This window comes from Methanosarcina horonobensis HB-1 = JCM 15518 (assembly GCF_000970285.1).
Taxonomy (GTDB): Archaea; Halobacteriota; Methanosarcinia; order Methanosarcinales; family Methanosarcinaceae; genus Methanosarcina; species Methanosarcina horonobensis.
In genome coordinates, this window is record NZ_CP009516.1 from 963,940 (window position 1) to 989,972 (window position 26,033).

A 26,033-nucleotide genomic window follows, 5' to 3' on the forward strand; every position below is an offset into this window, starting at 1 on the left:
GACAAATAAAAATTAAAAAGACTAAATGGCAGAAATTGGAATATACTCCATCTTCTATGACTCTTTCTTATAAAAGAGATTATACAATAACGGAAGATTCGGTTAGTATAACTACGTTTAGTTCTGGTCGAAAAAATTACAAAATCCAAAATTATGATTATGCTAAACAATATTTTAAAGAACCTTGGAAGTTTGCAGCATCTAAAGTTGTAAAACATGATAACGGAGATTACTATTTCCATCTAACAGTTTCTCAGGAAATAGAAGAACCTTCCATAGAAGAAGCATCTACTTTTATGGGTGTAGATGTTGGAATTAACTATCTTGCTGTTGCTTCTACTACTGACAAAAAATGTAAGTTTTTTGCAGGTGGAGAAATAAAAAACAAGCGTAATATCTATTCTAAAATGAGAGCAAGGTTACAATCTAAGGGAACTTTATCAGCTAAAAGAGTGTTAAAACGCTTAGCAGGTAAAGAGCAACGTTTTATGAAAGATGTTAACCATTGCATCTCTAAAGCTATTGTTAAATTTGCAGTTCAGGAAAAGGTATCTGTAATTGGTCTTGAAGATCTAACTGACATTCGAGAGAATACTAATGGAAAACTCAGAAAGAAACAACGTTATTTACATAACAGTTGGGCTTTCAGACAATTACAGAGCTTCGTTGATTATAAAGCTAAACAAGTAGGGATTTTAGTTGAGTATGTTAATCCTGAATACACATCTCAAACTTGTAATAGATGTAACCACATCTCTAAAAATAATATAAAAGGACTAAGATTCCACTGTGAAGCTTGTGGGTTTGAGTTAAATGCAGATTTGAATGGTGCTCGCAACATAGAACATAGAACACGAGATTCCAGGTATATCTTAGAATCTCAGGGATGTTTGTCAACCATCCATACGGATAATCTATCTTAAATAGGTATATCCATGCTTGCGACTTCAGTCGCGAGTAGTTGACGTACTGATTGCTGAATGTGCGTCATTCAGGTACTGTTATCTGATTATACATATCTCCTTCTCTCCTTATTTTTCAACACATTTTGATATATAATGTCATAATCTCAAATTATTTATATAGTCGTATTACATATTTACCTTGGGGCTTTCAGCTAACATAGGTAAAAAGTGTGTGTTACTTTCAATTAATGATTTAATATAATCTAGTTTAAGTAAGGGGTAAGATTATATGGAACAGATAAAAAATAACATAATCGATTATTTGAAGAACAATTCTTTCATGGAGAGAGAAATGACTCTTAATGATAGCGATTCTCTCACCCAGAGCGGGATCATAGACTCTATCGGTTTACTGGAATTGATAGATTATATCTGTGAAACATATTCTATCGAAATTCCTGAAGATATGCTGACTCCGGAGAATTTCGATTCCTTACAGGGGATTACCAACCTGATAACCAGACTGGCGAAGTGAGGGGCATGAGAATTGATGCTTATATCACTGAACACGCCAGAAAAATTCCTAACCAGATTGCCCTCGAAGAGGGTAAAAAGTCCATCTCTTACAGTTGCCTTGATGAGGATGTAAATCTCATCGCCTCATCTCTAACTGACTTTAAACATTGTAAATTTGCAATACTGGCTGAGTCCGGAATACAATACATAAAAATACTTATGGCAGTATATCGGTCAGACAATATCGCAATCCCCCTCCCTATTGAATTACCGGGTTTAAGTCTTGAGAGAATCCTTGATGCTGCATGCATTAATGGCATAATCGTAACGAAAAAGCAGTACTTAAGGTTTGGAGATGGATTTTTTGAGCGTTTTTTGACTCTGATCGTTGTTTCGGATGATACTGAAGTTGAGACTCTCAGAAAAAAAGTGATACTCGAAAGAAACAACCCCGAACTGAGACTGGTGCTTTACACCTCAGGCACAACAGGAACCCCTAAAGGAGTCATGTTAAGCGACAAAAATCTGATATCAAACGCAAGATCGATAGTCGAGATTCTCAGTATAATTCCGAAAGATAAAGCTGCACTGGTAATCTCCCCCCATCATGCCTTCGGGAATTCGATAATTAATTCCCATCTGATGACTGGAGGCTCAATAAATATCGGAACAATGAATTTCATAAGCTCTGTTTTCAGTCTTATCGAATCCGGAGTATCCATATTCTATGGAGTGCCAAGCACCTATCGTATACTTCTCAAATACCCTGAAAGGTTCAAAAAAGCTTTTGCAAACGTCAGGACCGCTGCGTCTGCAGGCGGAGCTATGGACCGGGCTATTGTACGGAGTATAAGGGAGTTAAGTCCTAATACGCAAATTTTGCCAATGTACGGTCAGACCGAGGCTACAGCACGGCTTGCCTACCTGCCAGCAGAAGATGTGGACGAATTTATCGATACGATAGGAAAGGCAATCCCCGGGGTTACACTGGAGGTCTTTGATTCTGAAAACAGGGCGGTAGAGTCCGGCGTCACAGGCGAGCTTGTTGCCAGAGGGGATAATATCCTGTTAGGTTACCTGAACGATGATGCTGCAACTGAAAACAGAGTCATTGACGGGTGGCTGCATACAGGAGATCTGGCGCAGAAACTGCCAGGCGGGTATATCAGGCTGCTTGGACGCAGGGATGACCTCATTAAAATAGGTGACCACCGGGTTAATCCAAGGGAAATCGAAAAAGAAATCGAGATGAATAATGAGGTTTCCAGTGTTTTTATTGTACCCGTATCCCATGAACTTATGGGCAATGCAATCAGCCTCATGATCATACCAAACCAGGGAACTGAAGTCGATAAAATTTTTGCTTTTTGCAGGAAGAACCTGCCAGGCTACCTGTACCCCAGAGAGATCCTCTTCATTGACCATCTTCCGCTGAGCGAGAATGGGAAAATCTCCAACAGGTCCATTATAGAGGAGTATCAGCATGTCAAAGCTAGTATGTAAGAAGTGTGTCCTGGATTCGGATATTCCAGGCATAGAAATCAAAGAAGAAAGCGGTCTCTGCCATTTCTGTGAGACATATGTTCCTCTTTCTTCACAGGAAAAAGAACAGTATCTTAACAGGATTGAAGGACTCTTTAAAGAATACAGTGGCAGGGGCAACTATGATGTGATATTTGCACTTTCAGGCGGAAAAGATTCTTCATACACACTTTATAAACTTAAAAAAGACTACCCCTTCCTGAAAGTACTTGCTGTCCAGTTTGATAACGGGTTCACTTCGGATTATGCCGTAATAAATGCAAAAAAAATGTGTGAGATTGCGGGTTGTGACTATTTTAAGCTGACAATGGAAAAAGAGAACCTGTACGAGCTCTTCAGAAAGGCAGCCGAATCCTATGATGCGTTCCCGAAGTTTGCTAAATACAGAGCAAGTGACATCTGCAATATCTGTATCAGCATAATCAAACAGAAACTGATGGAACAGGCAATAGTTCAGAAAGCGCCTTTTATCGTGTTTGCTTTTACAGCAGGACAATCCCCCAATCCCATAATTAATCTTTCAGCTAATTTTATACAATGGTCAAGGAACCTGTTTGAAAAGCAGCTTCAAAAAATAGGGGTTGATGATACGGATGAGCGGTTCCTTATCAAAAACGAGGTCATTAAAAATATAGGGGAGATCGCTCCGTCCATTCTTCACCCGCTTTGCCTGTGGGAATACAGCGAGGATACCGTACTTGAGACGGTAGTTGGCCTGGGGTGGAAGCCTCCTGCTCTCAATGACAGCAATTCGACTAACTGCACATTGAATTCTTTTGCATGTTATAACCATCTGGAAAAGTACGGCTTCCATCCATACGCCTTTGATATAGCAGGGCTTGTCCGAAGCGGGGAAATGTCAAGGGAAGAAGGACTCGAGAAACTCAACCAGGAACTCTCACAGCCACTGATAAAGGAATCTGCAGAGAAGCTTAAGATTGAAATAAATTAAACCAAAATAAATTAAACCAAAATATAAGCCAAAGTAAGTTCTGGTTAAAGTTTAAGCAATTAAACTCAACAGGAACTATCTTACAGGTAGTGTTAGTAAAGAATCATTAAATCCAATAAACAGCTATTGGCAGTTTAAATTTATAACTGATTCACAAAGAAATAATTTATCCAAATAATCAATTAGGGGACTAGTTTATGCAGACAACCGAAAATAGCGCAGCGAAGACTGCAGAAAGTAATCTTGAGCAGCAGTTACCAGAGAATGGTTCTGGGTGTTCGATGGATTACAGCAATGTGCATATTCTTAATGAACTGAACAGAGATACTGATAAGCTTGCTGAAAAACTCAAGGATTTTATAAGAGATCAGGTCACTGTTTTTAAGAAAAAAGGAGTCGTTTTGGGAGTTTCGGGAGGGGTAGATTCAGCTGTAGCCCTTACATTATGCGTACAGGAGTTCGGCAAAGAAAACGTATACGGACTCCTCCTTCCTGAAAAAGAGTCGGCTCCTTCAAGTAAGACTCTTGGGGCAGAAATCTGCGAAAACCTGGGAGTTTCGTATGAGGAAGTTCCTATTTCTCCAATCCTTGAGGCACTTGACATCTATAACAAAAAAGAGCAGATTATAAAAAGGACCTGCCCGGAATATGATCCAAGAGTACACAAAACCTCGCTCGTACTGCCTGATTTCCTTAATCAGGGTCTGCTTAATGTTCCGTATCTCAGGCTGATAAAGGATGGAGAAACAGTTGCCAGGTACAGGTTGAAAGCAAATGACTATCTGGAACTGATCGGGCTCCAGGGGGTCAAACAGCGGTCAAGAATGGTAGTTCAGTATATGCACGCTGAAAAGCTGAACTATGTTGTTTGCGGCACAACCAACAAGACCGAACTTGTTCTGGGTCAGTTTGTGAAATATGGAGACGGCGGCGTGGACCTCGAACCTCTGGCTGACTGCTATAAGACTCAGATCTATGCTCTGGCAAAACACCTTAAGGTGAATGAAGAAATAATAAAGCGCCCACCAAGTGCCGACACCTGGAGCCATTATACGACTGATGAAGAGTTCTACTGGCGTATGCCTATGCATGTTATAGACCAGCTTCTGTATGCTCAGGAACATAAACTGTCTTTAGAGATAACTGAAAAGAACACTGGCCTTCCCAGAGATACTATAGAAAAAGCCTGGAAACACATTGACCGGGTAAAAGATACCACAGAATATATACGGGCTGCCCCCCCGGTCTTTTATCTAGAACGGTGATCCACATAGAGCAGGTTCTTAAACTAAATATGGGTCTTGTAGGACCTGCCAGAAAAACTATTGAGTGTTTTTTCTTTAAGAGATATCTTCTTTTAAGAGATATCTTCTTTTAAGAGATACTTTCTCTCAAGATGTTTTTCTTCTTGAAAGGCAACAATATCAACATAATAAATATAATTTTTCCGTAGGAAATAATAGATATAAGTGGCAGGTGTTTTCCACTGCAAAACGGGGGGTATTACCGTGACTGCCGTAGTATCAAACAGAGATAAAGTAACTTACCGCGAAGTGGCTGGTCATTATCACAGCAATAAACTTATCTTCGGAATAAAATATCTTAGAAACTGGGCTCTGGAACGTCTCGCCTCGTGCGTGCCTGTTCCTTCCTGGAGAGCAAAACTGCACAAAATGCGAGGCGTGAACATCGGGGAAAATGTGTATATCGGTTATGATGTCGTTTTCGACAGGATCCATCCCGAGATGATCACAGTAGGAGATTATGCAGAAATCGGTGATCGATGTATACTATCTGCCCATACAAGAGGCAGCCTGACCACAAGACAGGCTTATCCGAGAACCATAGCTCCCATAAAAATCGGACGCGGGGTTTCTGTAAATCCCGGATGTATAATCACTCAGGGAGTCGAGATCGGAGAAAATTCCATCATAGGCATCGGATCCGTAGTTACCCGGGATATTTCTCCTAACAGCCTTGCTCTTGGTTATCCGGCTAGAGTTATTAAGAAGCTTGACGGCGTAGGCGAACTTCAAACCTGATTTCACGGATCTTTAATTTTTCTTAACTTTCATTCATTCTTTTTTTTCGTCAATTTACTTTTATCTATTTTTCCAGTCCTCTCAACATGCATACAGGAGCTGGAGACTTTTCTGAATGCAGGATCATTTTTCAGTCCTGTAAATGAACTCAAATCCGAATTTATTCAAAGCGAATAGTGCCATTAATATAACAATGAAAACGCAGAATACAGATACAAAAGATATTATTAAATAATTAAACAGGCCGCCAGCATCTGCGAACCCGGTATCCATTATTGAGAATACGCTAATAGGTTTACTGTACAGGGGATAGAGGTAAGCACAGCCTCCTTCTGCAATATCGTCTAACAGCAGGTGGGTGACGAAAGCAGATCCTGCAAAGATTGCCATATAGAATGCTTTACTGAGTTCCCTGTATGCAGCATATCCGACAAACATTCCGAAAAGAATTGCAGTGGAACTGAACAGAAACGAATGTGTCGGGATCGAGCCAACCAGGGAATGCCCTAAATTGTCGTTTACCAGAAAATTATATACAGCCATTATATCCGGGAGCAGCGTGCTTAATCCGCCTACAAATACCAGCAATAACAGCTTTCTTGTATCCCTGGGTGAAAGTTCTCTTCGAGAGAGCGGTCCAATTACAGCATATAAAGCTACTGCGCCGACACAAAACAGAAAGAACAGAACATGTACAACCGGATATGGCATGAGAAACCCTTTTTCAGATATAGCGTGTTTTTCCATACGAGGAGAACTTAAGAGTATTCAGAATCTTTCGTATCTGATCCAGATAGAAGATTAAAGTTCTTAAATCCTATTGATCTATCTTCTATAATATTTTGATCGTCGCTGGGTTCGTTGAATAGATATTGAATTATTTTCTTTAAAAGAATAATGGTATAAGTCAGGACAGATATGTTCATAAAGGAATAAGCTCTACAAGCAGCCCATCTTCAAAAGGATGTCTTTCGATAATGAAAAGCTTTGTACCAAATGGTTCAAGCTCTTCTTTAAGCCCGTCTTTGAGGTCTTCAAGCACCCACCAGGCTACCTCGATTTTTCCTTCTTTAACTTCAAAAAGTTCATCAGGGACTTCTACCTCCCTGAGGATCTCTTCTGCAAGTGTCTGGTCCCCTCCATTGATAACTCCATAGATAAGAGTACCATCTTCTGTAATCTCATCAAATTCTCTTGCTGTGTTTTTTGCAATTCTCTGAAACCTTTTGCGCAGCTGGACTGCGTCTTTATAGGTTGAAGAACAGAAATGAATCCTTTTACAGGCACGATAAGCATTTTCAGCATGGACGCAGGAACCGGCAGCAGCACACGAGGTGTCTGATTCCAGGGAAAATCCGCTCTCCAGAAGCGCTTCAGAGTTATTATCTGAAAATTCCAGTTCATTAAGGTTGAGGAAAATCCCCATTTCCTCTGCAAAAGCTGCAACCTTCTCAGCACCTTCGAGAGAAGGTATTTCGATTCCGGTTTCCATTCCCAGTTCTTTTGCATTTTGCAAGGCAGCTGAGTAAGGGCTGTGCCTGAGTTCTCCCCAGACTGACTGCGGCGGATGGAAGCGAATCTCATCAAGACCTGCTTTTGCAAGTTTTTCAAGGGTCCACCTATCAGGAGCAAGAGAGGTATAAAGATGAATATGGTGACTTTTCCCGAAAGAGGCCTTAAGAAGGCGGATGTAGTACACGACTCTCTCTACCTTAAGTAAAGGCTCTCCGCCAGTAATCCCTGTCCCGAGGGCGTCCATAAGCTCGGCTTCTTTTAGCAAATCCTCATCGCTTTTTACAGGCCTTTCGTTTGCAAAAATAATATCCTTTCCACGCCTTTCGTTGGAAAGCGGGCAGTAAAAACAGTTTTTAGGGCAGAGCCCGGTTACAAAGAGCACCATTTTGGCACCCTGCTGGCAGAGTCTGCAACCTTCCGAAAGGTAACTGCAAAAAGAGCCTGTCTGATCCTTGGTGAGTTTTTCCATACCTGAGACTGCATATTCTTTTGTCCTATATAAGGCTTGTTTCCTTATGCTTTCCCAGGACCTTGATGAGAGGAACTCAATAAGAAGGAATTTCTTCAGGTCCGGTTCAGAAATTAATATATCTATCCGGTTCCAAAGGTTCACTGATGTCAGATACGAATGGGTATGTTGTTGTCTTCGGCTGTAAAAGATGCGGAAAATGCAGGGATGTATGTCCTGTTGGAGCTATTTATGAGGAAAACGAGCTTGCGAAAATCGATCCTGAAAAATGTAACCTCTGTATGAAATGCATCGATGAATGTACTAATAGATCCATCATCTACATGGACTGAAGTGAGAACAAAGTAAGAACGAAACAGGGACGAAATCAGAGTGAAGCTAGAATTAAATTAAAACGAAATTAGAGTGAAGTCAGAGACGAAATAGAATCGGAAAAATCAGGATAAGGTCGGAATAAGATGTTTGCCCCGAAAAAAGCACCATTTAAGAAAAAAATCATAGATATTACAGTACCCATTTCTCCTTCTACTCCTATCTTTCCAGGAGATCCCGAGCCTTCGGTTGAAAATATCTGCACTCTCGAAAAGGACGGGTTTGCAGTATCCAAGCTGGTTTTCGGAAGCCATACGGGCACGCATGTTGACGCACCCTCTCATGTCCTGAAAGATGGACCCACTGTTGACAATTTAAATATTGAAAGCCTTATGGGTCAGGCGGTTGTTCTGGATTTTTCCCGAATCAATGGGGTGTTGACAGACTCTATCCTTAATAAGGCTTATAATGGCCAGAAAATTAGTGAAAGTGTTTCTATTCTCCTTGTGAAAACACAAAAATCTTCTTTCAGGAAAGAAAAAAATTCTGAGACCTCAAATCTTCAATCAGGAGAAAGCGATAAAAGAATGGAACCTGAGGAGTCACCTGAAAATTCCGTTTATCTTGATGCAGGTGCTGCAGCCTGGATTTTCCGGCAGGGGTTCAAAACAGTCGGAATTGACAGCTTTTCCGTTGACAGTCTCTCTTCAGAAAGCCTGCCTGTCCACCACATACTGCTTTCAAATAACGTGAACATAGTGGAATGCCTTGACCTGAGTTCAGTAGAAGCAGGAATTTATTTTTTCCTTTGCTTGCCCCTGAAAGTTGAGGGTTGCGACGGTGCCCCGGCAAGAGCACTGCTGATTTCTTACTCCTGATTTTTTCCAGTTTTCCGGGTCTGCAGATCTGCTGGCATGACTATCCTGATTTTTCCTTATTCTTTCCGGCTGTCCCTATTTTTTACTTTTTTTCAGAACCGGGACATTATATACTTTGTCCCATTGCAGGAGACCATTTCGAACAGGAACTCGCCTGAAACAGGATCTTCTATTATCACTGCCGTGTTTTCAAGAGCTGAAGATGTTTCATTACCCTCCTGACTTCCAGCTGGGACCCACATACCTTCTGAGTTCTGTGTGCCTTTTATGAAATGGACTGGGTTTCCTTCAACCAGTACTCTTTTTTTCACCCCGCTTTTATACTGGTAAATGATGGTATTACTCTCGGTGACCCATTCTGAGTCGGTCAGGTTGCCGTTGCATTCCCTGTCCGGGTCCACCCCGAAACTGATGTACCTGACAGACGGCGGAAGAGAAAAGGTCAGGGTGCACATACTTCCTTCAGGACTGTTCCTGTCCGCCGGGTCCCGTGCATACCCTCTCTGAATCGAGAGAAGGGAAAGAGAAGCGGTTTCGATCTGAGCTTTTATTTCCGCATCCTGAATGACCGGTGAGGTTATGCTCCATAAATGGGCAAGAAGGAGCACTACTGCAGCCAGAAGCGCAAGATATACTACAAGTTTAAGGGGAATCGTATCTGCGGCTACAGTGTCGGAATTAAATTTTTTCATATAATTGTAAATGATACTGACATAATAAAAAATTTTACTTAACTGGGGGAGAAGTTTTCTGGCAGCCAGAAACCAAAAGGAAAACTTGAAGATAAAGAACAGTTAAAGGATAACAGGAGACAACTGATTAAAGAAAGCTGAGTAAAGTGATAGCAAAAAAGTTGAATAAAATAATGATCAACAGATAAAGCCCAGAAGGAAATACAAACGAAAATTCAAAAAAAATGAAATAAAATAGAATCTATCGAAAAGTAAAGGAGGGTTTGGGATAAGCGAAGAATGTGATGAAAATCTGTTATGTATCCCTTTTTCTGAAGAGCAGCTTGAGGAAATAAAAAAATATGCAGCTATGAGTGAAATGGAAGTCGAAGAATTTATTAGAAATGTTTGTCTTACACACTGCCTCCAGCAAATGGAATACTTTCACGGGCAGAAACCTGAAGAATCTAAAGTTGCGGAAAGGGCTGCAAGGTCAGAGAATGGGTCAAAGGCTGAGCAACTGGAGAATATGCAAAAATCTCACCTTAAGAAAATCGAAATGAAAGGTAAGACTACTTCAAAAGATTTGCTTGACGGGCCTCTTGTCCTTGATCAGCAGTGCATAATGGATCTGTTTGCAATCAAGCGGCAGTTTTGCAATACTTCAAATAATAAAATTATCACGGTAGCTCTGAAACTGGGTCTGAATCAGCTCAGTGTAGCCCTTGATATGCTCAAGCACAAACTGGAAGAATGAAGCGGAGTGAAAAAAGAAAATGGTTAAGTAAGCAGCCTTCACGGGTAGCTTCTGAAGACGCAAAATACAGGCTATCTATTCAGGGTTTTAAGCCCTGCCTGTAAACCATTCCAGAAAATTATCTACAGCCCTGCGCCTGTGGGAAACCTTATTTTTCTCTTCATCTCCTAGTTCTCCGAAGGTCATGCCGTTGTACTCGAAAATAGGGTCGTAACCGAAACCGCCTGTGCCTCTTTCTTCATATGCGATTTTCCCTTCCACGACTCCAGGGAAGACCAGAGGCTCCTGTCCAGGCTCACAGTATCCGATCACGGTTTTGAAGTATGCTGACCTGTCTTCTTCTCCCTCCATCAGTTTCAGCACTTTGGGGTTTCCGAGTTTATCTTCGATAAAACGGGAATAAGGACCGGGAAAACCGTTAAGGGCGTTTATGAAGATTCCGGAGTCGTCTACCATTACAGGCATGTTCAGTTTATTTGCAATGTACTGTGCTCCGTGAGCCGCTATAGGTTCAAGTTCATCTTCCTGGAGTTCAGGATAGCCATCTTTATTCTGGATTACTTCGATACCGAAAGTTTTGAGAATATCCTTTATTTCGGCAAACTTGCCTTTATTTCCCGTAACAAAAACTATCTTATGCATAGCGAGCCCTCTTTTTTATCTCTTCAACTCGCCTGAGTACATCCTCTGAATCTATAAAAGTACTTGCATACCCTTTTTCGAAAGCTTTGGCAAGAGCTTCATAGTCGCGGTGAGTGCTCTCAAAAGTCTGGAAAAGCACATGGACGTCCACACCTCTGGCTTCCAGGCTTTTGTCAAAGTAAGCAAGCCCGAAGTCGATCAGGTAAAGCCTCTCTCCTGCCAGCAGGAGGTTTGAGGTGGTAAGGTCTCCGTGTACTATGCCTGAGCTATGAAGTTTGCCTACAAGCTCTCCAACCTTTTCCGAAAGCTCAGGGGTTATAAGGTATTTTATAGGAACTCCTTCTATGAACTGCATTTTGAGCTTGAATTCCTCGACATCGTAGATGATTGGCGTTGGTACCCCTGCACGCCTGGCTTCAGAAATAAGGCGGGCTTCTGTCCTGTTCCTTTCTCTCCTTATCCTCTCATCTATTTCTTTATGCCTGTAAGCCTTTGGGACTCTTTCCTTAACAAGTGCCTTCTTTCCTTCGAGCCCCTCTTCAAGATAAACAACAGCTTCAGCTCCGTTGTCCAGAATTTCTCCGGGTGGCATCCTGAAGAAAGCCTCAGGGGAAATTTCAGGGACCTTTTTCATCTCTTCTTCCTTTATCCAGGTCACTTTTACATCATCGGTCCTGAAACTCGGGTTTACGCGCGAATCTTCCAGGGTAAGTATATTTCCTGATTTATACATCAGGAGCCCTGTGTATGCAATCATTGTCCCGTTATCGCCCATGAAGCGCTTTTCAGGCACGTAGAATTTTGCACCTCTGGCTTCGCACATTTCATCTAACATTTCTCGAAGCCTGGTATTTGCGCCAACTCCCCCTGCAAGCAGTACCTCTTTTTTTCCTGTATGGGCAAGGGCGCGTTCTGCAACTTCCACAACCATTGCAAAGGCTGTTTCCTGGTAAGAATAGCAGACGTCTTCAAGAGAATTTTTTCTCAGGGCTTCGCTTGCAGCTGTGGAGAGACCGGAAAATGAGAGGTCCATTCCTTTAATCACGTACGGGAGAGGGATATATTTCGTCGCGTCTTTTGCACATGCCTCAATTTTAGGTCCTCCCGGATGAGGCAGGCCTGCTCCGCGAGCAAACTTATCAAGGGCATTTCCAAGCCCGATATCCAGAGTTTCTCCAAAGACCCTGTATCTTCCTTCCATATACGAGATAACCTGGGAGTTTGCCCCGCTTACATAGAGGACAACAGGGTCTTTTGCAGGAGTTCTCCAGATCCCTATCTCTATATGGGCGATGCAGTGGTTAACCCCTACCAGGGGGATTCCGAGGGACAGAGAGAGCATCCTTGCTGCTGTTGCAACGGTCCTGAGGCAGGGTCCGAGTCCTGGTCCCTGCGAAAAAGCTATGCCGTCAATGTCTGAAGGCTCTACTCCTTTTTCTTTTGCTTCTTCAAGGAGTCTTTTGATAACACTTGCTGCATACTTTGCATGGTGCTGTGCGGCTTCTCTTGGGTGAATTCCGCCTTTTTCGGGTTTATAGGTTTCCGTAACCTCGGCAATAATCTCGGTCTCGGTCACGACTGCGGCACTCAGGTTCCAGGCAGTGCCTTCGATTCCAAGGATGAATGTGTTTTTCAAGGCTTCAGGTCTCCTTTTCAGTCCTTTTCCTGTGCTTGCTGTCACTGCCTTCGGATAATACCGGAGAGAGTTAAATACATTTGCTTTTTGATACTCTCTGATACCCGTGAAGAATTTTTGAGTATTTTTCTTTTAAGGTTTCATAATTTCCCTTCAGAATTTTCCAAGTTTTTCTATGCTTTCTCTCATAGGTTCGGGAGAGAAAAGGCTCTTTTCAAGCCTTTCCGTAAACTCTTCCAGAACGGATACAGGTATATCAAAATCTGGAGACGGAGGGGTAAGTGTCTCAAGTTCAAGTTCTCCATCTTCAGTGATGTCTGAACTGAACCCGGGAAGGACCAGAATGGAAGACAGAAGCAGGACTGAGATTAAGTATTCCTTTCCGTAAAGCGCCCACGAGGAGCTGTTTTCGCCAGCCGGGTAGAAAATCTGGCTTATAGTAGCTGCAGGCCAGGATATTAAAGGCAGGGTCGAAGCCGCAGGGTGAGACAGCAGTATGCTGAAAATTAAAAACAAGATTAACCCGAATCCTGCTTTTTTTATAACACTGTGTGCTCCCGGAGCAAGCCACCATTCCCACCAGGCATTTCTGGGACGTCTTGCATGGATATTTTTGAGAAGCAGAGCTGCAGGCTGTTTTACTTTTCTGGAGTTTTCAAGCTTCAGGCATTCTTCGAGCCTTTCGGAAGCTTTTCGGAAGTAATGGACTTTGCAATAGAAAAGCCCCAGGAAATACAGGGCATAAGCCCTCAATTCACTGTCTCCGGGTTCACGGCAAATGGCTGCCTTTTCAAGTTTTCCGGCAGCTGCAAGGAGAGTGTACCTGAAACGTGCACTGTCCTCCTCAAAAGAAGCTTCTGCAAACATATACCTGGCATATGCGTCCCAGAGCAGGAATCTCTGGTCTTCCGTGTCCAGGGTAAGAACCCGCCTGAATGACTCGAGTGCGTCTTCACATGCCTGTTCTTCAAGCTCTACTCTGCCTTTCAGGCTTCTTGAATACGCATTTTCTGGATCCGCTGAAATCGAAGCCTCAAGCTCTTTTAAAGCCCCTCTGCTGTTACCCAGTTTGAAGTAAAGTTCTGCGAGCCCGTTTCTTGCGTGGATATTCTTCGGGTTTACTTCAATCGCTTTTCTATAAGCCTGCAGAGCTTTCTCAATATTCCCCTGCCTGGAACAGGCAAAACCCAGCAGGCAGGAGGAAAGATCGGTGTCTGTCTCCTTTACTGCTAACTTCTCAAGAATTCCGGCAGCCCCCTCAAAGTCCTGAAGCCTTATCAGGGCAAAGGCTTTCATTACTGAAGCCAGGGTGTCTTCCGGATTGAAGATAAGAACACTGTCAAATGCTTCAAGGGCTTTTTTCCATTCTCCGCAGTTTGCAAAAATAATGCCTTTCCCAAAGCAGGAGATCTTTCCATTTCCCGAAAGTTTTCTGGCACTCTCAAAGGCTTTCAGGGCATCTTCGTATCTGCCAAGAGCGGCAAGGGCAAAACCTTTAGCTGTCCTGAGCTTTTCCAGCATGTGTTTATTTACGGCAGGGTTATGAGTCCAGAACTTTTCGGTTTTTTCTTCTTTGCTATTTTCTCCATTTCTTTCTGTCCCTATGGTTGCGTAAAAGATTTCTTCTGCCTGTAAAAGGATTTCCAGAGCTTCTTCATATTTTTCAAGGCATATCAGGGCTATTCCTCCGTAAACCAGGGGTGATATATCATCCGGTCTGTGTTTTGCTGCCCTGTCAAAAGCTTTAATTGCTTCTTTATATTCTCCAAGTTCGGCAAAAGCAAGCCCCCTGTGTTTCCAGCCCTCAGCCCCGATTTTATCCTCTGGAAGCTTTCCGGACAGCTCAAGGTATTTTTTAAAAGCTGTCTGGATCTGATTTTCGAGGGATTCTTCCGAATCTTTTTGCCTGTTTTTAAGCCCGGACAGGACAATTCCTTTATTGTACCGGGCGGGCAGGCTCTCATAATCAAGTGTAAGGAGATTTTCATAAGCCTCCAGAGCCTCCATATATCTCCCTAGTTTACAGAGAGTATTTCCCTTGCCGTTCCAGGCAAAGGTATTTTCGATATCAAGCCTCAGAGCCTGTTCAAAGGCTTCCAGAGCTCTGGAAAAATCCCCAAGTTCATAATAGATTTCTCCAATTCCGCTCAGGGTACAGCTGTTTTCAGGCCCTGAGGAGAGGGCTTTTTCGTAAGCCTGCATCGCTTTATAATAGCTCCCAAGGGCAAGGAAGCAGCTGCCCATCCCTCCCCAGCCTTCCGAATTCTCAGGGTTTTCGTTGAGAGTTTTGCTGAAATAGTCCAGCGCCTGCTGGTATTTCCCAAGGGCAAGCAGGGCTTTTCCCCTGTTGATTTTTGCTTCGGTAAGAGAACTGTTCGTCTGAAGTACGCTTTCAAACGCCTGAAGTGCTTCTTCATACCTTCCAAGGCTTCCGAGAAGTCTGCCTTTTTCTATCCTGTTCCCTGCATTCATGGGCTCAAGAATAAGGCTTTTCTCAAAAGCTCCAAGAGCTTCTTCTCTTCTTCCGATACCCTCCAGAATTTTGCCCTGAGTCTCCCATGCGCCTGCAGAAGAGGGTTCAAGTTCAAGAGCTTTCTCGCATGCTCTGAGAGCTTCCCTTCTTCTGCCCAGAGAAAGGTATGCTTTCGCCTTACCCTCCCATGCTCCTGCGTGTGAGGGTTCAAGCGCAAGTGTCTTTTCAAATGCTTCAAGAGCCTCTGAACTCTTTTCCAGAACGTAGAGGGATACTCCTCTATAATACCAGGCCCCGGGGTTCTCAGGTTTTATTTTTAGAGCTTGTGAAAGGGCTGAGACTGCCTCAACATGCCTTCCAAGCTGGTTCAAGGCAAGTCCGCTGTAATAAAGAGCCCCAGCATGCTGCAAATCCCTTTCAAGCACTCCTCCGAAAGCCTCCAGAGCCTGTTCAGGAAGGTTCAAATACCCGAGCGTAAGCCCCTTAAAGTAACGAGCTGGAACGTTATCCGGATCAAAAGCAAGAGCTTTTTCAAAAGCCTCCAGGGCTTCCTCTGGCCGATCCAGGTATCGCAGTATATTTCCCCTGTACTGCCAGGCAATTGTGTCCTGAGGGTAAATCTCAAGCAGGGAATCAAACGCTTCAAGAGCCTTTTCAAAATTCTTCTCTGATCCGATCGGATTTTTCAGGTTCAAAAGAGCAAGGGCTTTACTGTACCAGGCTCTGGCGTAAAGAGATTGCATAAGACCTCTGGCTTTATCTTCTAAAAATATTTGTATGGAATTATATATGCTCTCAGATATAAATACGATTGCAGAAAAGAGTTACTGATTTAATTGTTTAGACCTTCCCTACCCTATAAGCTCAGTTTCCTTTAGCCTAAAAACTGTTTTTAGTTTACGGTTAATAAAAATTTAATCAAGCCTGTCTGATGTCCTATCGAAAGAAATAAAAGAAAAGAAAAAAGAAAGTGAAAAGAAGGAAAAAGAAAACAGGAATTCTTGAAAAAGTTGTAAAAAATAAATAAAAGTCAGCAAAAAAACAATAAAGACTGACACCTAAAAATTTAGTGCCATTACTCCTTCTTTTTCAGTTTTTCCTGTGGGAGTTTAAATATCAGCCTTACGTTTTTTAAGGTCAGGTTTCTGATAACAAGAGGTTTTGGCCTCAGTCCCTTTATTTTCAGGTTTTTAATTTTCGTGTCTTTTATTGTGATAATTTTCGTTCTCGCGTTTTTCTCTGACATGTTACCTCTTTACCTTTCTGACATCTTTTAATGTCAGGTTCTTTATAATAAGAGGTTTCGGTCTCAGACCCTTTATTTTAAGGCTTTTTACTCGAATATTCTTTACTCTGGTAATTTTTATTTTCTTGCTTTCCTCGGACATGCTTTATCCCTCTCCTTTCCAGACAGCATCTTTTAGCTTCCGGACTATACTTTTGTGGAGTATGTATGTCATAGGTATTACTTATAATAGAAAATAGTATACAAGATAGTTAAACTATTGCATAAAAATAGTCATAACATTTTGTTTGATGGGATCTAATAAAGTAAAAAATAGGATATGGAAACATATAATAATGGAAAGGAGATCTGCAACAGTTTATGCAAAAAACTGAATAGAATCTGCAACATCTATAACAAAAAACTTGATAAGTTTCAAAGAAATGTCAGAGCACTTGAGAGATTTTCCTTGGAAAATGAAGATAGTGAAAGGAGCCGCAGGAAAAACTCCTGCGATCCGGGCTGAAAAATGAGCTATGATTTCCCGAGAGGGTTATTTCTTGAATTCGGTGTAGCCGCACTTTCCGCAGGCAAGGCGGTTTTTGTGTTCGGCAAGGAATACGCCGGGTCCGCATCTGGGACAGAACTGTTTGAGTCTGGTTACGGAGTCGCCCTGGACTTTGTAATAATCTTTTACTGCCATGTTTGTACACCTCAGTAAGGCTTAAGCCTCTTCTCCCTCAGTCTCTGATCCAGGGACAGCGTTCCTCTTCAGGATGTATGCCTGTTCTACCTGCTTCATGCGGTCTGCATCTTCGTAGAGCTTTGCATAGCCCTTGCTTTCCTGCATTCCGTATTCGGTCTTGATCCTCTGGACGACCAGCAGTTCAAGGGGGGCGTTTAACATTGCAGCAAGTTTGTTCCTGACATCACTTCTGGAAGGAGTCGAACCTTCATATTTCACAATGAAATCCAGTTCCCTTCTGTTTAAAAGTGAATTCTTTTTATCTTTAAGGATTTTTATGTCCATCTAGAATTCTCCGTATTTTATCCAATTCATTATTTTGATTTTTGCTGATAAGCTTCTCAAAAAGAGCCCTTATCTCTTCTTTCTTTTTCTTGGTGACCTCTACAAAGACCACGCCCTCATCGGGCTGTCCGTAAAGGACAACAGCCCCAATTGGAGCCAGAAGAATTACCGGAAGGGTTGCCAGATCCTCTTCTCCTCTTACAAAGATGCGAAGGAGCTTTTCCGAGGCAAACGCTTCACAAAGGGTTCTAATAAGCTCATCGGTAATAATTCCTGCAGGGTTGTCAACCGAAACTTCTTCGTAAACCTTGTCCCTGTTCCGGGCCGAAACATTGCTGGACACCGGTTTCCTTTTAGTGCGGTCATCCACAATACAGATGTCCGGAATAATCCCGGCTTCGAGCAGGTGGAAGGTAGTAACATCCCCTACGGATATAAGTTTTGTGGGGCTTGAAAGCTCCCCTGCAAACTTCTCTACCGTGTCCCTGCCCTTTCCCCTGTATAGAGTTCCAAGGGGTTTTTTCATAAGTGGACGAAGTTCTCTCGGAAGTTCGATATGAACACTCAACTCAGCGCACCTTCAAAGCAAATCTGTCCGGGATGTCAACCCCAAGTTTTTTTGCGATCTCCGAGCGTTCTGTGTCAAGGATGATAACAAGTCCACTCCATTCTTCTGCGAGGTCCGAAGTTCCGCAAACAGGACACGTTTGACCTTCCAGGACCCTCAGGCAGTGTCTACAGACTTTTTCTGGCATTGCAAATCCTCTTTTTTGCCTTCTTTTTTATTCAGGCTGTCTCTTCACCTGAGACTGCCTGGGACTGCTTCTTTCTGCGGGCTTCTTCGAGCCACTGCAGTCTTCCAAGGGCAGTCTGTCGCATCGTAAGTCCTATTTTGCTTTCTTTTGGTTCCCTCTCATTGATGCTGACCGCAATAATTCTGGCTCTTACATGGTCTCCTTCGGTAATTGACTTGCCTCCGTTTTTAGTAACAAGCCTTGCATTTTTCGCATCATATGAAATAAAATCGTCAGTGATCTGGCTGACATGGAGCAGCCCGTCCATTGGTCCCATTCCTACGAAGACTCCGAAGCCGACAGCTTCTACAACTTCCCCTTCAATAATCTCCTGGAGCTCTGGATAAAACATTACTGCTTCGAATGTCACATCATAGTACACAGCCCCGTCTCCGACGAGGATATGCCCTTCTCCTACCTCGTCAATATTGTAAACAGCAACGAGAGAGCCAAGTTTTTTGTCAACCTGCCCTTCAAGTTTTTCCCTTAATGCATTTTTAATGGTAGGCATCACTTCTTCCCCGAGAAGGGTGGGAGGAATGCGAACAGTATCAACGAGTTTCATTAATTTATACATCTGCTAATCACCCGTAAACTTAATCAATGGAACTGCTGCCCGGAAATGTCCGGTGGGTTTTCAAACAAAATCCAGTTTGTTTTTTTGGCGCAGGGATACGGTCTGGATCCCGCTTTCGGCAAGCCTGCGTTTTAACCCTATATCATTTGTCAGAACAGCCGCTTCCATCTCTCTGGCGAGCCTGAGAATCACATCATCCGCAGGTCCGATGCCTGCGATCCGTCTGCACCTTTCCATCATGGACCTGGCAACCTTTGCGGCTGTCCTGTTTGAACCTTTTTCCCGCTTTATGAGTTTTTCGATCTCGAATACAACAGCTTCAGGTACATAGAATTCATTAAAGCCCAGCCTTTTCAGTTCTTCGAAAATATCCACTCCGAACTGGACAGGGATCATGAATCCGTTAGTATCGATTATGATTTTCAACTTTTTATTACCCCTACTCCAATGAGCCGCCAGCGGGAATCAATTCTCCTGCTGATCGCAACCCTTGACCCGACGGCTGCACTTATCGGGCGCTTGAGTGCCACCTGGGCTTCATTTTTCCGGGCACTTGTGACCACACCTACAGTCGTTGCGGTTCCTATGTTAAGCATAAGGGGTTCACTGGTCTTGATTTCATTGATCTTCTCTTCCCTTGTAACTCCCACTACTCTCTCGAGAAGGTGGAGTTCCATGACAAATTGATGCCTTGTTTCTGGAAGAGTTCCCGGGGCGCCTGCCATCTGTCCTGTTAAAGAGTCACCCTTTGTCAGGGTAGGGTCAAGATAAGTTCCTACGGCAAGGAGCCCTCCAGGAGTTGCTTCTTCTACCTTTGTTGCTCCTGCAAAAATCGATGAGACCGTTGTCAGAATGGGAATCCATCTGGTGGTGCCTTCTGTTGTGACCTTTATTCCTGGTCTTATCTCAAGCTCGTCTCCCGGATGAAGTACGCCTTCAGTGAGTGTGCCTCCGATAACTCCACCGCGGATCTCATCAATTGAAGCTCCGGGTTTGTTAATGTCAAAAGACCGGGCAATAAGCATGCTAGCAGGCTTGTCAATTTTATGAACCGGAGTCGGGATCTGGGTTTCCAGAGCATCGATGAGAATATCGATATTAATATTCTGCTGGGCAGAAATCGGGATTATAGGCGCATTTTCGGCAACCGTGCCTTTGACAAATTCTTTTATCTGGTGGTAGTGCTCGATAAGGCGCTCCCTTGATACAAGATCGATTTTGTTCTGGACAATGACGATGTTTTCAATTCCTATTATGTCCAGAGCCATAAGGTGTTCCTTTGTCTGGGGCTGCGGGCAGTCTTCGTTTGCGGCAATTACAAGCACTGCCCCATCCATAATTGCAGCACCGGAAAGCATGGTTGCCATCAGGGTCTCGTGTCCTGGGGCATCTACAAAAGAAACTGTCCTGTGCTCTTCTGTTGTTTCTCCGCAATTGGGGCAGGTCTTCTCCACAGTATAACACTGGGGTTCAGGACATTTCGGGCATTTCATGAATGGGGAATCGGCGTACCCCAATCTTATCGAAATTCCTCTTTTTACTTCTTCGCTATGCGTATCCGTCCACACGCCGGATAAAGCTCTAACAAGTGTGGTTTTTCCATGGTCGACATGGCCTACCATGCCGATATTAACACAGGGCTGACTCAAGTTGTAATTTCCTCCAGTAGAGTGAAGATAATCTGATATAAGGCAGGTATTTCTCCGAAATCTGCACCTTCAGGATTTTTAACTGCTTTCTTCCCTCGGGTTTTCAGACCTCAATTCTAAACCTGATCTGATTTTTAATTCTTACTATGTGATCCTTGGTTTGTTGTAATTGTAACTCAAAGCGGGATTTTACTTTAACGGGCTTTAAATGAGCCCGAACCCCTTCCCCGGGCAGTTCGGTATTTTCAAACTGAAAAGCCAGACAATATCTATCACTAAATTTTTAGTTACGGCTTGAATCTGGCAGATTCAGGGGATCCTTTTAAAGTTTACGGTATCCTGCACAATTCATATTACTAATGCCGGAAAGCCTTAATAAATTTATGTGACGATCATATCGAGTTTCTCGAGCTCAAGAGCGCGTCTGATCTCAAAGGCTAGTCTTCTGCCCGTACTCATCGGCCTTCTCCAGAGGGAATTGCCGTATGAATGCCCGACAGACATATGCACATTGGTCCCGCCGCCCACTCTCGGGGCGACATCATAAATATAAAAATTCAGGTCTTTGTCCACGCAGGTCTGGAGGCAGAAAGGTCCTATAATTCCAGGTGCATAATGTTCCTGAGTGGCTTTTACGTACTTTTCTCCCATTTCGAATACCTTTTCAAGGAGGGACTCGCGAAGAGTTGCCGAGTTGTGCCCGCAGACCGTATATTCCGGGGTAAGCTGGTGAGGGGCAAGAGCCATTTGCTGGGGGGCAGGAAGCCTTACATGTCCGTCAAGGCTGGTCTCAAAACGCCAGTCAACACCAAGGAGCTCCAGCTTGCTCATTTTCGGCTCGATCGGGGAGTAGAACATATCAAGGTTGAACACGGGTCCTATGATATACCGCTCGATTCTGGCATTTTCAAGAGCTTCGCGCGTAATCACTCCCTGCTTAATAAGGGCTTCGGATTTTTCCACATATTCCTTATAGCTTGAGGCCGTGAAAAACCCCCTCTCGAGTTTCTTTACTGCATGAGGAAGCTTTACCATTACGAGTTCGTTAATCTCCTCGGGAGATTCTATCTTCTCAGGGAACGGAAGCCCTGCTTTTTCAAGAATCCAGTAATAGCTCTGCTGTTCGCTTCTCTCTTCGCTCCTGAGGAGGTTCCTGCTCCCTACCATGGGCACTCTGAAATTATCTTCTATCTCATCTATGCTGCAGTAGGAGGTAAAAGAGCGGTTAGGAATAAAAAGCACTTTCTCGTCAACCAGTTTCTGCTGGTTCTGGGGCAGAAGGATTTCATTATACTTCTTATATACAACTGCCTCATCGACAATTCCTCTCTTTATTTTCCCGTAAGGGTCTCTCTGAGCTCTGAAGTACTCAGTGTAAGTTTTCTCCCTTCCGGCCTGGCAGACTGCAAGGGTTCTGAACTCTTCTTCAACTGCTCCGTCGCAGATGTCGAGTCCAGAATGAGAGGCAATTGTCCCTATCTTAATCTTATCAACATGCGCGTAATAGCCTTCAACAATTTCCTTTATTTCTTTCCTGTCAATCATATGTGATGTCTCTCAGCTTTTTCGAGGTATTAATACTTCCGTGAGATGGTGATCAGGTATGGTCATGCGTGACTCTAACCTGTATTGAGATGATATTCCTGAAATGCAAGTCCTGCCAGTAGCTTGCCAGGTCTGTTAAACAAAAGTTTTAATTGGATTTTTCCCCATTAACAGCTTTACCTATTAAAACCCTTTCTAATAGAAGTAATCATTTATATAATGGAGGGTAGGCCGGGAGCTGGTTTGCCTCTCAGGGCAGCCTCCGTTTTATCTGATTTTTAGAGGAAACTTAGAATCAAAGGTGTAATAAAGGTCTCAACTACAGCCGCCAGAAAGAGGAGAGGCAAAATCCAGCGAAAGTAAAATTGCAGTCCTTCCTTAAATTCTTTTTTTATCTCAGTGGGCCTGCCTATGAGGGCAGCGAAAACCTGATGTCCGAGCCTGAGTCCGATTCCAGCTGACAGGAAGACCATGGGCAGTTCCAATACCCCGTGAGGAAGAAGGGCAAGGAAGATAAAAAGCAGGCCTCTTTCCTGGGCTACGATGTGTGAGATAACTCCTACAATATATCCATTGAAGGCGATAAACAGTACCGGAAGGATGCCAAAGACAAGCCCGAGCACAAGAAAGAGTAGGCTCACAAAGGCATTGTTAAGAAATATTCCAAGCATAATGAATATCGGAGGCAGGGCAAGGAGGGGCGCAAACCTGGAGCTGAACCCTTCCATCAGTGTATCAGCCATCTCCGGAAAATTTGCCGATGAAGTATAGCCTGCAACCAGAGCTCCGAAAAACACAAAGGTAATAAAAAGAACATATGGCCAGATAAAACGCAGGTAGCTGGTAAATCCGGATGCTCTTGAGGTACCTGTTCCCGGCCGGGATTCTGTTTTTCTGCTGTCGGCTAAAAAGGAATTTTCCTCTGAAGCATATATTTTTTCCTCCCTTTCCCAATCAGGAGTTTCTGTCCTTACTTCTCCGTTTTTCTCCCGTAAATAATGGTCTTCCTCTCTTTCCATGTTTATCCCCAATAAAAACCTGATACATTGAATCTTAACCTCAGCTGAGGCATCTGTTTACTACTCTTTCAGATTCCCAGCATCATTCGGATTGTGTTCCGGGTTGCCGGAGAAAGTCCGAGGATCAAAATAACCATTTTAATCAGCATTTTCAGGTTGGTTGATTCCTCATCTTTCTCAAACTGGGTATCAAGTGCGTAAAGAACTCCTACGAAGATAACTATCTTCAATGGATACATAACCAGTGCAGTATCCGTAAGTTTAATAAGATAAGAAGGAAGCACGTGTTTTTCAAAGTACCCGAGTTTATCTATTCCTATATACGTTGAAGAAGCATCCAGCATATGGGCGAGCAGGATGGAAAGGTTTAGAGGATCGGTAAAAATCGAGGATTTAAAATGGAGGGCAATCAGATAAAATATAAACGTTAGTCCTATCCCTGCTCCTATTACAAAAACCGGAATGTAAGCGACCACAATGTTCTCGAAGTACAGCAGAGTCCCAAGGTTTAATAAGAACCATGCCAGCCCGAAGCCTGCAAAAACCGGATGATAATCCTTTACAAGCCCTGCCTTTTGAATCCTTATTGAGAGCCAGAGGCAAACAACAGTTATTCCGAAAACCAGGAAATAAATGTTCGGGGTTATAAGTAAATAGCTGAAAGGAGGGTGAAAGATGCCGGCAGGAGAGTCTTCAAGCACGCGTAGAGAAGAACCTGCAAGCACGAAAGGCAGGATCGAGAGAATGAACCTGGGCGTTATCTTTACTTCCAGCTTTTCAAGGAGCCTGAATATCCCAAAAATACAGATGCCCAGTATCACTGCCCAGGTAAACGTGTTTACAAGGTTATACCCTTCATCGCCCCTTATGGGGTCCAGATAGTAGGTATTGATAAATTGTGAAATTTTTTCAATTAAATAACTCATCTTATCACTCATTCAAAACGGCAATAACCTAATACAACTGGTTCTTACTGTACATAGCTGAATCCGTGTACTGGCTTATATATTTGAAACAAATTTATTTCTGAACTGTAAATGTAGCGAACTCAACAGTGAACGGTGTTCGGTTTAATTACAGATATTTCTTTGCCTTCTCGAAGCTCTACTTCAGGAAAAACAAACATATTATAAAGGTCTTATATAGATCTTATATTATAGTGATCTTATATTTCTATGTTATTATATTTATTCTCTGTAATTGTGCATGTTAAAAGGTAAGATTTAATAGACTTATCAATAGAGAGAGAATTGGTTTAAGTAAATTACCCTGGAGAAGCGTCAATGTAAGAGAAGTTTCCATACTTAACTTCAGGCAGGCACAGAAACCTGACATGATCCGGACAAAAATCAAATAGACGAAAACAAATATGAAAGGTGTAAGCTGAAAGGATCCGGAACACTTCTTTTTGTTTCTTCTGAGAATTAAGTTAATGAATTAAATTCTCCTATTAAACTATGTATACTGTATTTCATAAGTTGTCGATGTTTTCTTCAGGTATTATCGTCTTCAGTGTCAGTCTCCAGTACAGGTATCTGCTGGTGTTAAATACCTGATAATTATAGATATTTGCAATAACAGTCTAGATGTTAATCTCCAGTAAGCAAGCTAACTGCTGGCTGGATAATTTATGTCGTGTTTATGAAATTGAGTATATCAAAATTCAATATATTGAAATGAAGCATTTAGCGTATCTTTATCACGATCAAAATTCATGCGGGTATGAAATTGACTCTTAACAAGAACAGCGCAAAATGGATGCAGTTCCCGAGAGATGTACTTATCGGGCATGGCGTGCTTGAAGAGGTAGGAGATGTCTGCAGGGACCTTAAACTGAAAGGAAATGCGCTGATAGTAACCGGAGGCACTACAAGGGATGTTGCAGGCAGGAGAGTCTGTAAACTCCTTGAGGGTATGGGAGACAGTGCGGAGGCGATACTTACCTGCAGGGCCACAATGGAAGAAGTCGAGAAAATTACGGAAAAAGCTCTTGAAATAGATGCCAGTTTTCTCCTCGGTGTCGGGAGCGGCAGATCAATTGATCTTGCGAAACTTGCTTCGACAAGGCTTGAGCTTCCTTTTATTAGCGTGCCTACGGCAGCTTCCCATGATGGGATAGCGTCTTCTCGCGCCTCAATAATGGACAACGGGAGAAACGCCTCCGTACAGGCTCAGGCTCCTATTGCGGTGATTGCGGATACGGAAGTTATCTCAGCAGCTCCTTTCCGTTTTCTTGCAGCGGGCTGCGGTGACATAATTTCCAATTACACGGCAGTTCTGGACTGGGAACTCGCAAGCAGGCTCAGGAATGAATACTTCGGGGAATATGCTGCAGCCCTTTCACGCATGGCTGCCCGGGTAATTATCGAATATGCTGACTCCATAAAACCTGAGCATGAGACCTCTGTAAGGCTTGTGGTAAAAGCCCTGGTCTCGAATGGGGTTGCAATGAGTATTGCAGGCTCTTCAAGGCCGGCTTCTGGGTCCGAACATATGTTCAGTCATGCCCTTGACAGGATTGCTCCAAAGCCTGCACTTCATGGAGAACAGTGTGGAGTTGGTACAATTTTGATGATGTACCTGCACGGAGGAAACTGGCAGGAGATAAGGGATGCTTTAAAAAAGATCGGGGCTCCTACAACTGCAGCAGAACTGGGCATAGAAGATAAATATATAGTCGAAGCTCTCTTACATGCACACAGTATCCGTCCGGACCGTTACACGATTCTTGGAAACGGACTTACTCCTTCGGCAGCTGAGAAGGTTGCAAGAATCACAAAGGTCATAAGTTGAGAAGTTGTTTTAACTCAGGCTGAAAAAGGAAATCAGCAACTGTTTGAAAAAGTCATGAAATTGGATGCTATCAATAATTGAAACTAATAAT

The 26,033-nt window shown here is 43.1% G+C and carries 28 protein-coding genes; 10 read left to right on the forward strand and 18 right to left on the reverse strand.

Annotated features, from left to right (window positions below; translation table 11 throughout):
- Positions 1–11: 11 nt before the first annotated feature.
- The 6 genes from MSHOH_RS04295 to MSHOH_RS04320 all read left to right on the forward strand — a co-directional run bounded on the left by MSHOH_RS04295 (position 12) and on the right by MSHOH_RS04320 (position 5,957).
- Positions 12–923 carry an RNA-guided endonuclease InsQ/TnpB family protein gene (locus tag MSHOH_RS04295; protein WP_275425573.1) on the forward strand — a complete coding sequence of 304 codons (912 nt, stop codon included), beginning with the start codon at positions 12–14 and terminating at the stop codon, positions 921–923.
- A gap of 271 nt (positions 924–1,194) precedes the next feature.
- Complete coding sequence (locus tag MSHOH_RS04300) at positions 1,195–1,440, forward strand: acyl carrier protein (RefSeq protein WP_048137656.1); 246 nt, start codon at positions 1,195–1,197, stop codon at positions 1,438–1,440.
- 5 nt (positions 1,441–1,445) lie between these two features.
- Positions 1,446–2,924, forward strand: a complete 1,479-nt coding sequence (locus MSHOH_RS04305; RefSeq protein WP_048137657.1) for a class I adenylate-forming enzyme family protein — start codon at positions 1,446–1,448, stop codon at positions 2,922–2,924.
- Positions 2,905–3,915 (forward strand): adenine nucleotide alpha hydrolase family protein, encoded by a 1,011-nt coding sequence (locus tag MSHOH_RS04310; RefSeq protein ID WP_048137659.1) that lies wholly within the window; start codon positions 2,905–2,907, stop codon positions 3,913–3,915. Before MSHOH_RS04305 ends, MSHOH_RS04310 begins: the two co-directional genes overlap by 20 nt.
- A 197-nt stretch (positions 3,916–4,112) precedes the next feature.
- Positions 4,113–5,180 (forward strand): NAD(+) synthase, encoded by a 1,068-nt coding sequence (gene nadE / locus MSHOH_RS04315; RefSeq protein ID WP_048137661.1) that lies wholly within the window; start codon positions 4,113–4,115, stop codon positions 5,178–5,180.
- A 243-nt stretch (positions 5,181–5,423) separates the two neighbouring features.
- Positions 5,424–5,957 (forward strand): acyltransferase, encoded by a 534-nt coding sequence (locus MSHOH_RS04320; RefSeq protein WP_239451209.1) that lies wholly within the window; start codon positions 5,424–5,426, stop codon positions 5,955–5,957.
- Positions 5,958–6,080: 123 nt separating this feature from the next.
- Here the strand turns inward: MSHOH_RS04320 and MSHOH_RS04325 are convergent, their stop codons facing one another.
- Positions 6,081–6,668 carry a metal-dependent hydrolase gene (locus tag MSHOH_RS04325; RefSeq protein ID WP_048143170.1) on the reverse strand — a complete coding sequence of 196 codons (588 nt, stop codon included), beginning with the start codon at positions 6,666–6,668 and terminating at the stop codon, positions 6,081–6,083.
- Positions 6,669–6,879: 211 nt separating this feature from the next.
- Positions 6,880–7,941: a radical SAM protein gene (locus MSHOH_RS04330; RefSeq protein ID WP_048143171.1), complete on the reverse strand. Its 1,062-nt coding sequence runs from the start codon at positions 7,939–7,941 to the stop codon at positions 6,880–6,882.
- 146 nt (positions 7,942–8,087) lie between these two features.
- On the opposite strand from MSHOH_RS04330, the gene MSHOH_RS04335 reads away from it, so the two are divergent.
- Together MSHOH_RS04335 and MSHOH_RS04340 are read left to right on the forward strand one after the other, a co-directional pair.
- Positions 8,088–8,273, forward strand: a complete 186-nt coding sequence (locus MSHOH_RS04335) for a DUF362 domain-containing protein (protein ID WP_048137664.1) — start codon at positions 8,088–8,090, stop codon at positions 8,271–8,273.
- 126 nt (positions 8,274–8,399) lie between these two features.
- The gene (locus MSHOH_RS04340) at positions 8,400–9,131 is read left to right on the forward strand and encodes a cyclase family protein (protein WP_048137666.1); all 732 of its coding nucleotides are present in this window, start codon (positions 8,400–8,402) and stop codon (positions 9,129–9,131) included.
- A 92-nt stretch (positions 9,132–9,223) separates the two neighbouring features.
- Here MSHOH_RS04340 and MSHOH_RS04345 read toward each other — a convergent pair whose 3' ends face one another.
- Positions 9,224–9,823 (reverse strand): hypothetical protein, encoded by a 600-nt coding sequence (locus tag MSHOH_RS04345; protein WP_048137668.1) that lies wholly within the window; start codon positions 9,821–9,823, stop codon positions 9,224–9,226.
- A gap of 349 nt (positions 9,824–10,172) precedes the next feature.
- On the opposite strand from MSHOH_RS04345, the gene MSHOH_RS04350 reads away from it, so the two are divergent.
- Positions 10,173–10,559, forward strand: coding sequence for a hypothetical protein (locus MSHOH_RS04350; protein WP_239451210.1), 387 nt, complete (start codon positions 10,173–10,175; stop codon positions 10,557–10,559).
- 87 nt (positions 10,560–10,646) lie between these two features.
- Here the strand turns inward: MSHOH_RS04350 and MSHOH_RS04355 are convergent, their stop codons facing one another.
- From MSHOH_RS04355 to MSHOH_RS04420, 15 genes are all read right to left on the reverse strand, one after another.
- On the reverse strand, positions 10,647–11,201 hold the full coding sequence (locus MSHOH_RS04355) for an XTP/dITP diphosphatase (protein WP_048137670.1): 555 nt from the start codon (positions 11,199–11,201) through the stop codon (positions 10,647–10,649).
- Complete coding sequence (locus MSHOH_RS04360; RefSeq protein WP_048137672.1) at positions 11,194–12,882, reverse strand: bifunctional N(6)-L-threonylcarbamoyladenine synthase/serine/threonine protein kinase; 1,689 nt, start codon at positions 12,880–12,882, stop codon at positions 11,194–11,196. Before MSHOH_RS04360 ends, MSHOH_RS04355 begins: the two co-directional genes overlap by 8 nt.
- A 108-nt stretch (positions 12,883–12,990) precedes the next feature.
- Positions 12,991–16,053, reverse strand: a complete 3,063-nt coding sequence (locus MSHOH_RS04365; RefSeq protein ID WP_048137674.1) for a tetratricopeptide repeat protein — start codon at positions 16,051–16,053, stop codon at positions 12,991–12,993.
- A gap of 332 nt (positions 16,054–16,385) precedes the next feature.
- Positions 16,386–16,556: a hypothetical protein gene (locus MSHOH_RS23405; protein WP_158024041.1), complete on the reverse strand. Its 171-nt coding sequence runs from the start codon at positions 16,554–16,556 to the stop codon at positions 16,386–16,388.
- Between the two features lies 1 nt (position 16,557).
- Positions 16,558–16,698 (reverse strand): hypothetical protein, encoded by a 141-nt coding sequence (locus tag MSHOH_RS23410; protein ID WP_158024042.1) that lies wholly within the window; start codon positions 16,696–16,698, stop codon positions 16,558–16,560.
- 390 nt (positions 16,699–17,088) lie between these two features.
- Positions 17,089–17,238 (reverse strand): 30S ribosomal protein S27ae, encoded by a 150-nt coding sequence (locus MSHOH_RS04375; protein ID WP_048137678.1) that lies wholly within the window; start codon positions 17,236–17,238, stop codon positions 17,089–17,091.
- Between the two features lie 21 nt (positions 17,239–17,259).
- Complete coding sequence (locus MSHOH_RS04380) at positions 17,260–17,565, reverse strand: 30S ribosomal protein S24e (RefSeq protein ID WP_048137680.1); 306 nt, start codon at positions 17,563–17,565, stop codon at positions 17,260–17,262.
- Complete coding sequence (locus MSHOH_RS04385; protein WP_048137682.1) at positions 17,546–18,133, reverse strand: GTP-dependent dephospho-CoA kinase family protein; 588 nt, start codon at positions 18,131–18,133, stop codon at positions 17,546–17,548. Before MSHOH_RS04385 ends, MSHOH_RS04380 begins: the two co-directional genes overlap by 20 nt.
- 1 nt (position 18,134) lies before the next feature.
- On the reverse strand, positions 18,135–18,320 hold the full coding sequence (gene spt4 / locus MSHOH_RS04390; protein WP_048132197.1) for a transcription elongation factor subunit Spt4: 186 nt from the start codon (positions 18,318–18,320) through the stop codon (positions 18,135–18,137).
- A gap of 31 nt (positions 18,321–18,351) precedes the next feature.
- Positions 18,352–18,936: a DNA-directed RNA polymerase gene (locus MSHOH_RS04395; protein ID WP_048137684.1), complete on the reverse strand. Its 585-nt coding sequence runs from the start codon at positions 18,934–18,936 to the stop codon at positions 18,352–18,354.
- Between the two features lie 60 nt (positions 18,937–18,996).
- Positions 18,997–19,362: a PIN domain-containing protein gene (locus MSHOH_RS04400; RefSeq protein ID WP_048137686.1), complete on the reverse strand. Its 366-nt coding sequence runs from the start codon at positions 19,360–19,362 to the stop codon at positions 18,997–18,999.
- A complete protein-coding gene (locus tag MSHOH_RS04405) occupies positions 19,359–20,585 on the reverse strand; it encodes a translation initiation factor IF-2 subunit gamma (protein WP_048137688.1) in 1,227 nt (408 codons plus the stop codon). The genes MSHOH_RS04400 and MSHOH_RS04405 overlap by 4 nt, the downstream gene beginning before the upstream one ends.
- Before the next feature lie 381 nt (positions 20,586–20,966).
- Positions 20,967–22,130, reverse strand: coding sequence for a formate--phosphoribosylaminoimidazolecarboxamide ligase family protein (locus MSHOH_RS04410; RefSeq protein ID WP_048137690.1), 1,164 nt, complete (start codon positions 22,128–22,130; stop codon positions 20,967–20,969).
- Positions 22,131–22,408: 278 nt separating this feature from the next.
- Positions 22,409–23,149, reverse strand: coding sequence for a stage II sporulation protein M (locus tag MSHOH_RS04415; protein ID WP_048137692.1), 741 nt, complete (start codon positions 23,147–23,149; stop codon positions 22,409–22,411).
- Between the two features lie 68 nt (positions 23,150–23,217).
- Positions 23,218–24,075, reverse strand: coding sequence for a DUF63 family protein (locus MSHOH_RS04420; protein WP_048137694.1), 858 nt, complete (start codon positions 24,073–24,075; stop codon positions 23,218–23,220).
- A 796-nt stretch (positions 24,076–24,871) separates the two neighbouring features.
- On the opposite strand from MSHOH_RS04420, the gene MSHOH_RS04425 reads away from it, so the two are divergent.
- Positions 24,872–25,942: an NAD(P)-dependent glycerol-1-phosphate dehydrogenase gene (locus MSHOH_RS04425; RefSeq protein WP_048137697.1), complete on the forward strand. Its 1,071-nt coding sequence runs from the start codon at positions 24,872–24,874 to the stop codon at positions 25,940–25,942.
- The last annotated feature ends 91 nt before the right edge of the window (positions 25,943–26,033 follow it).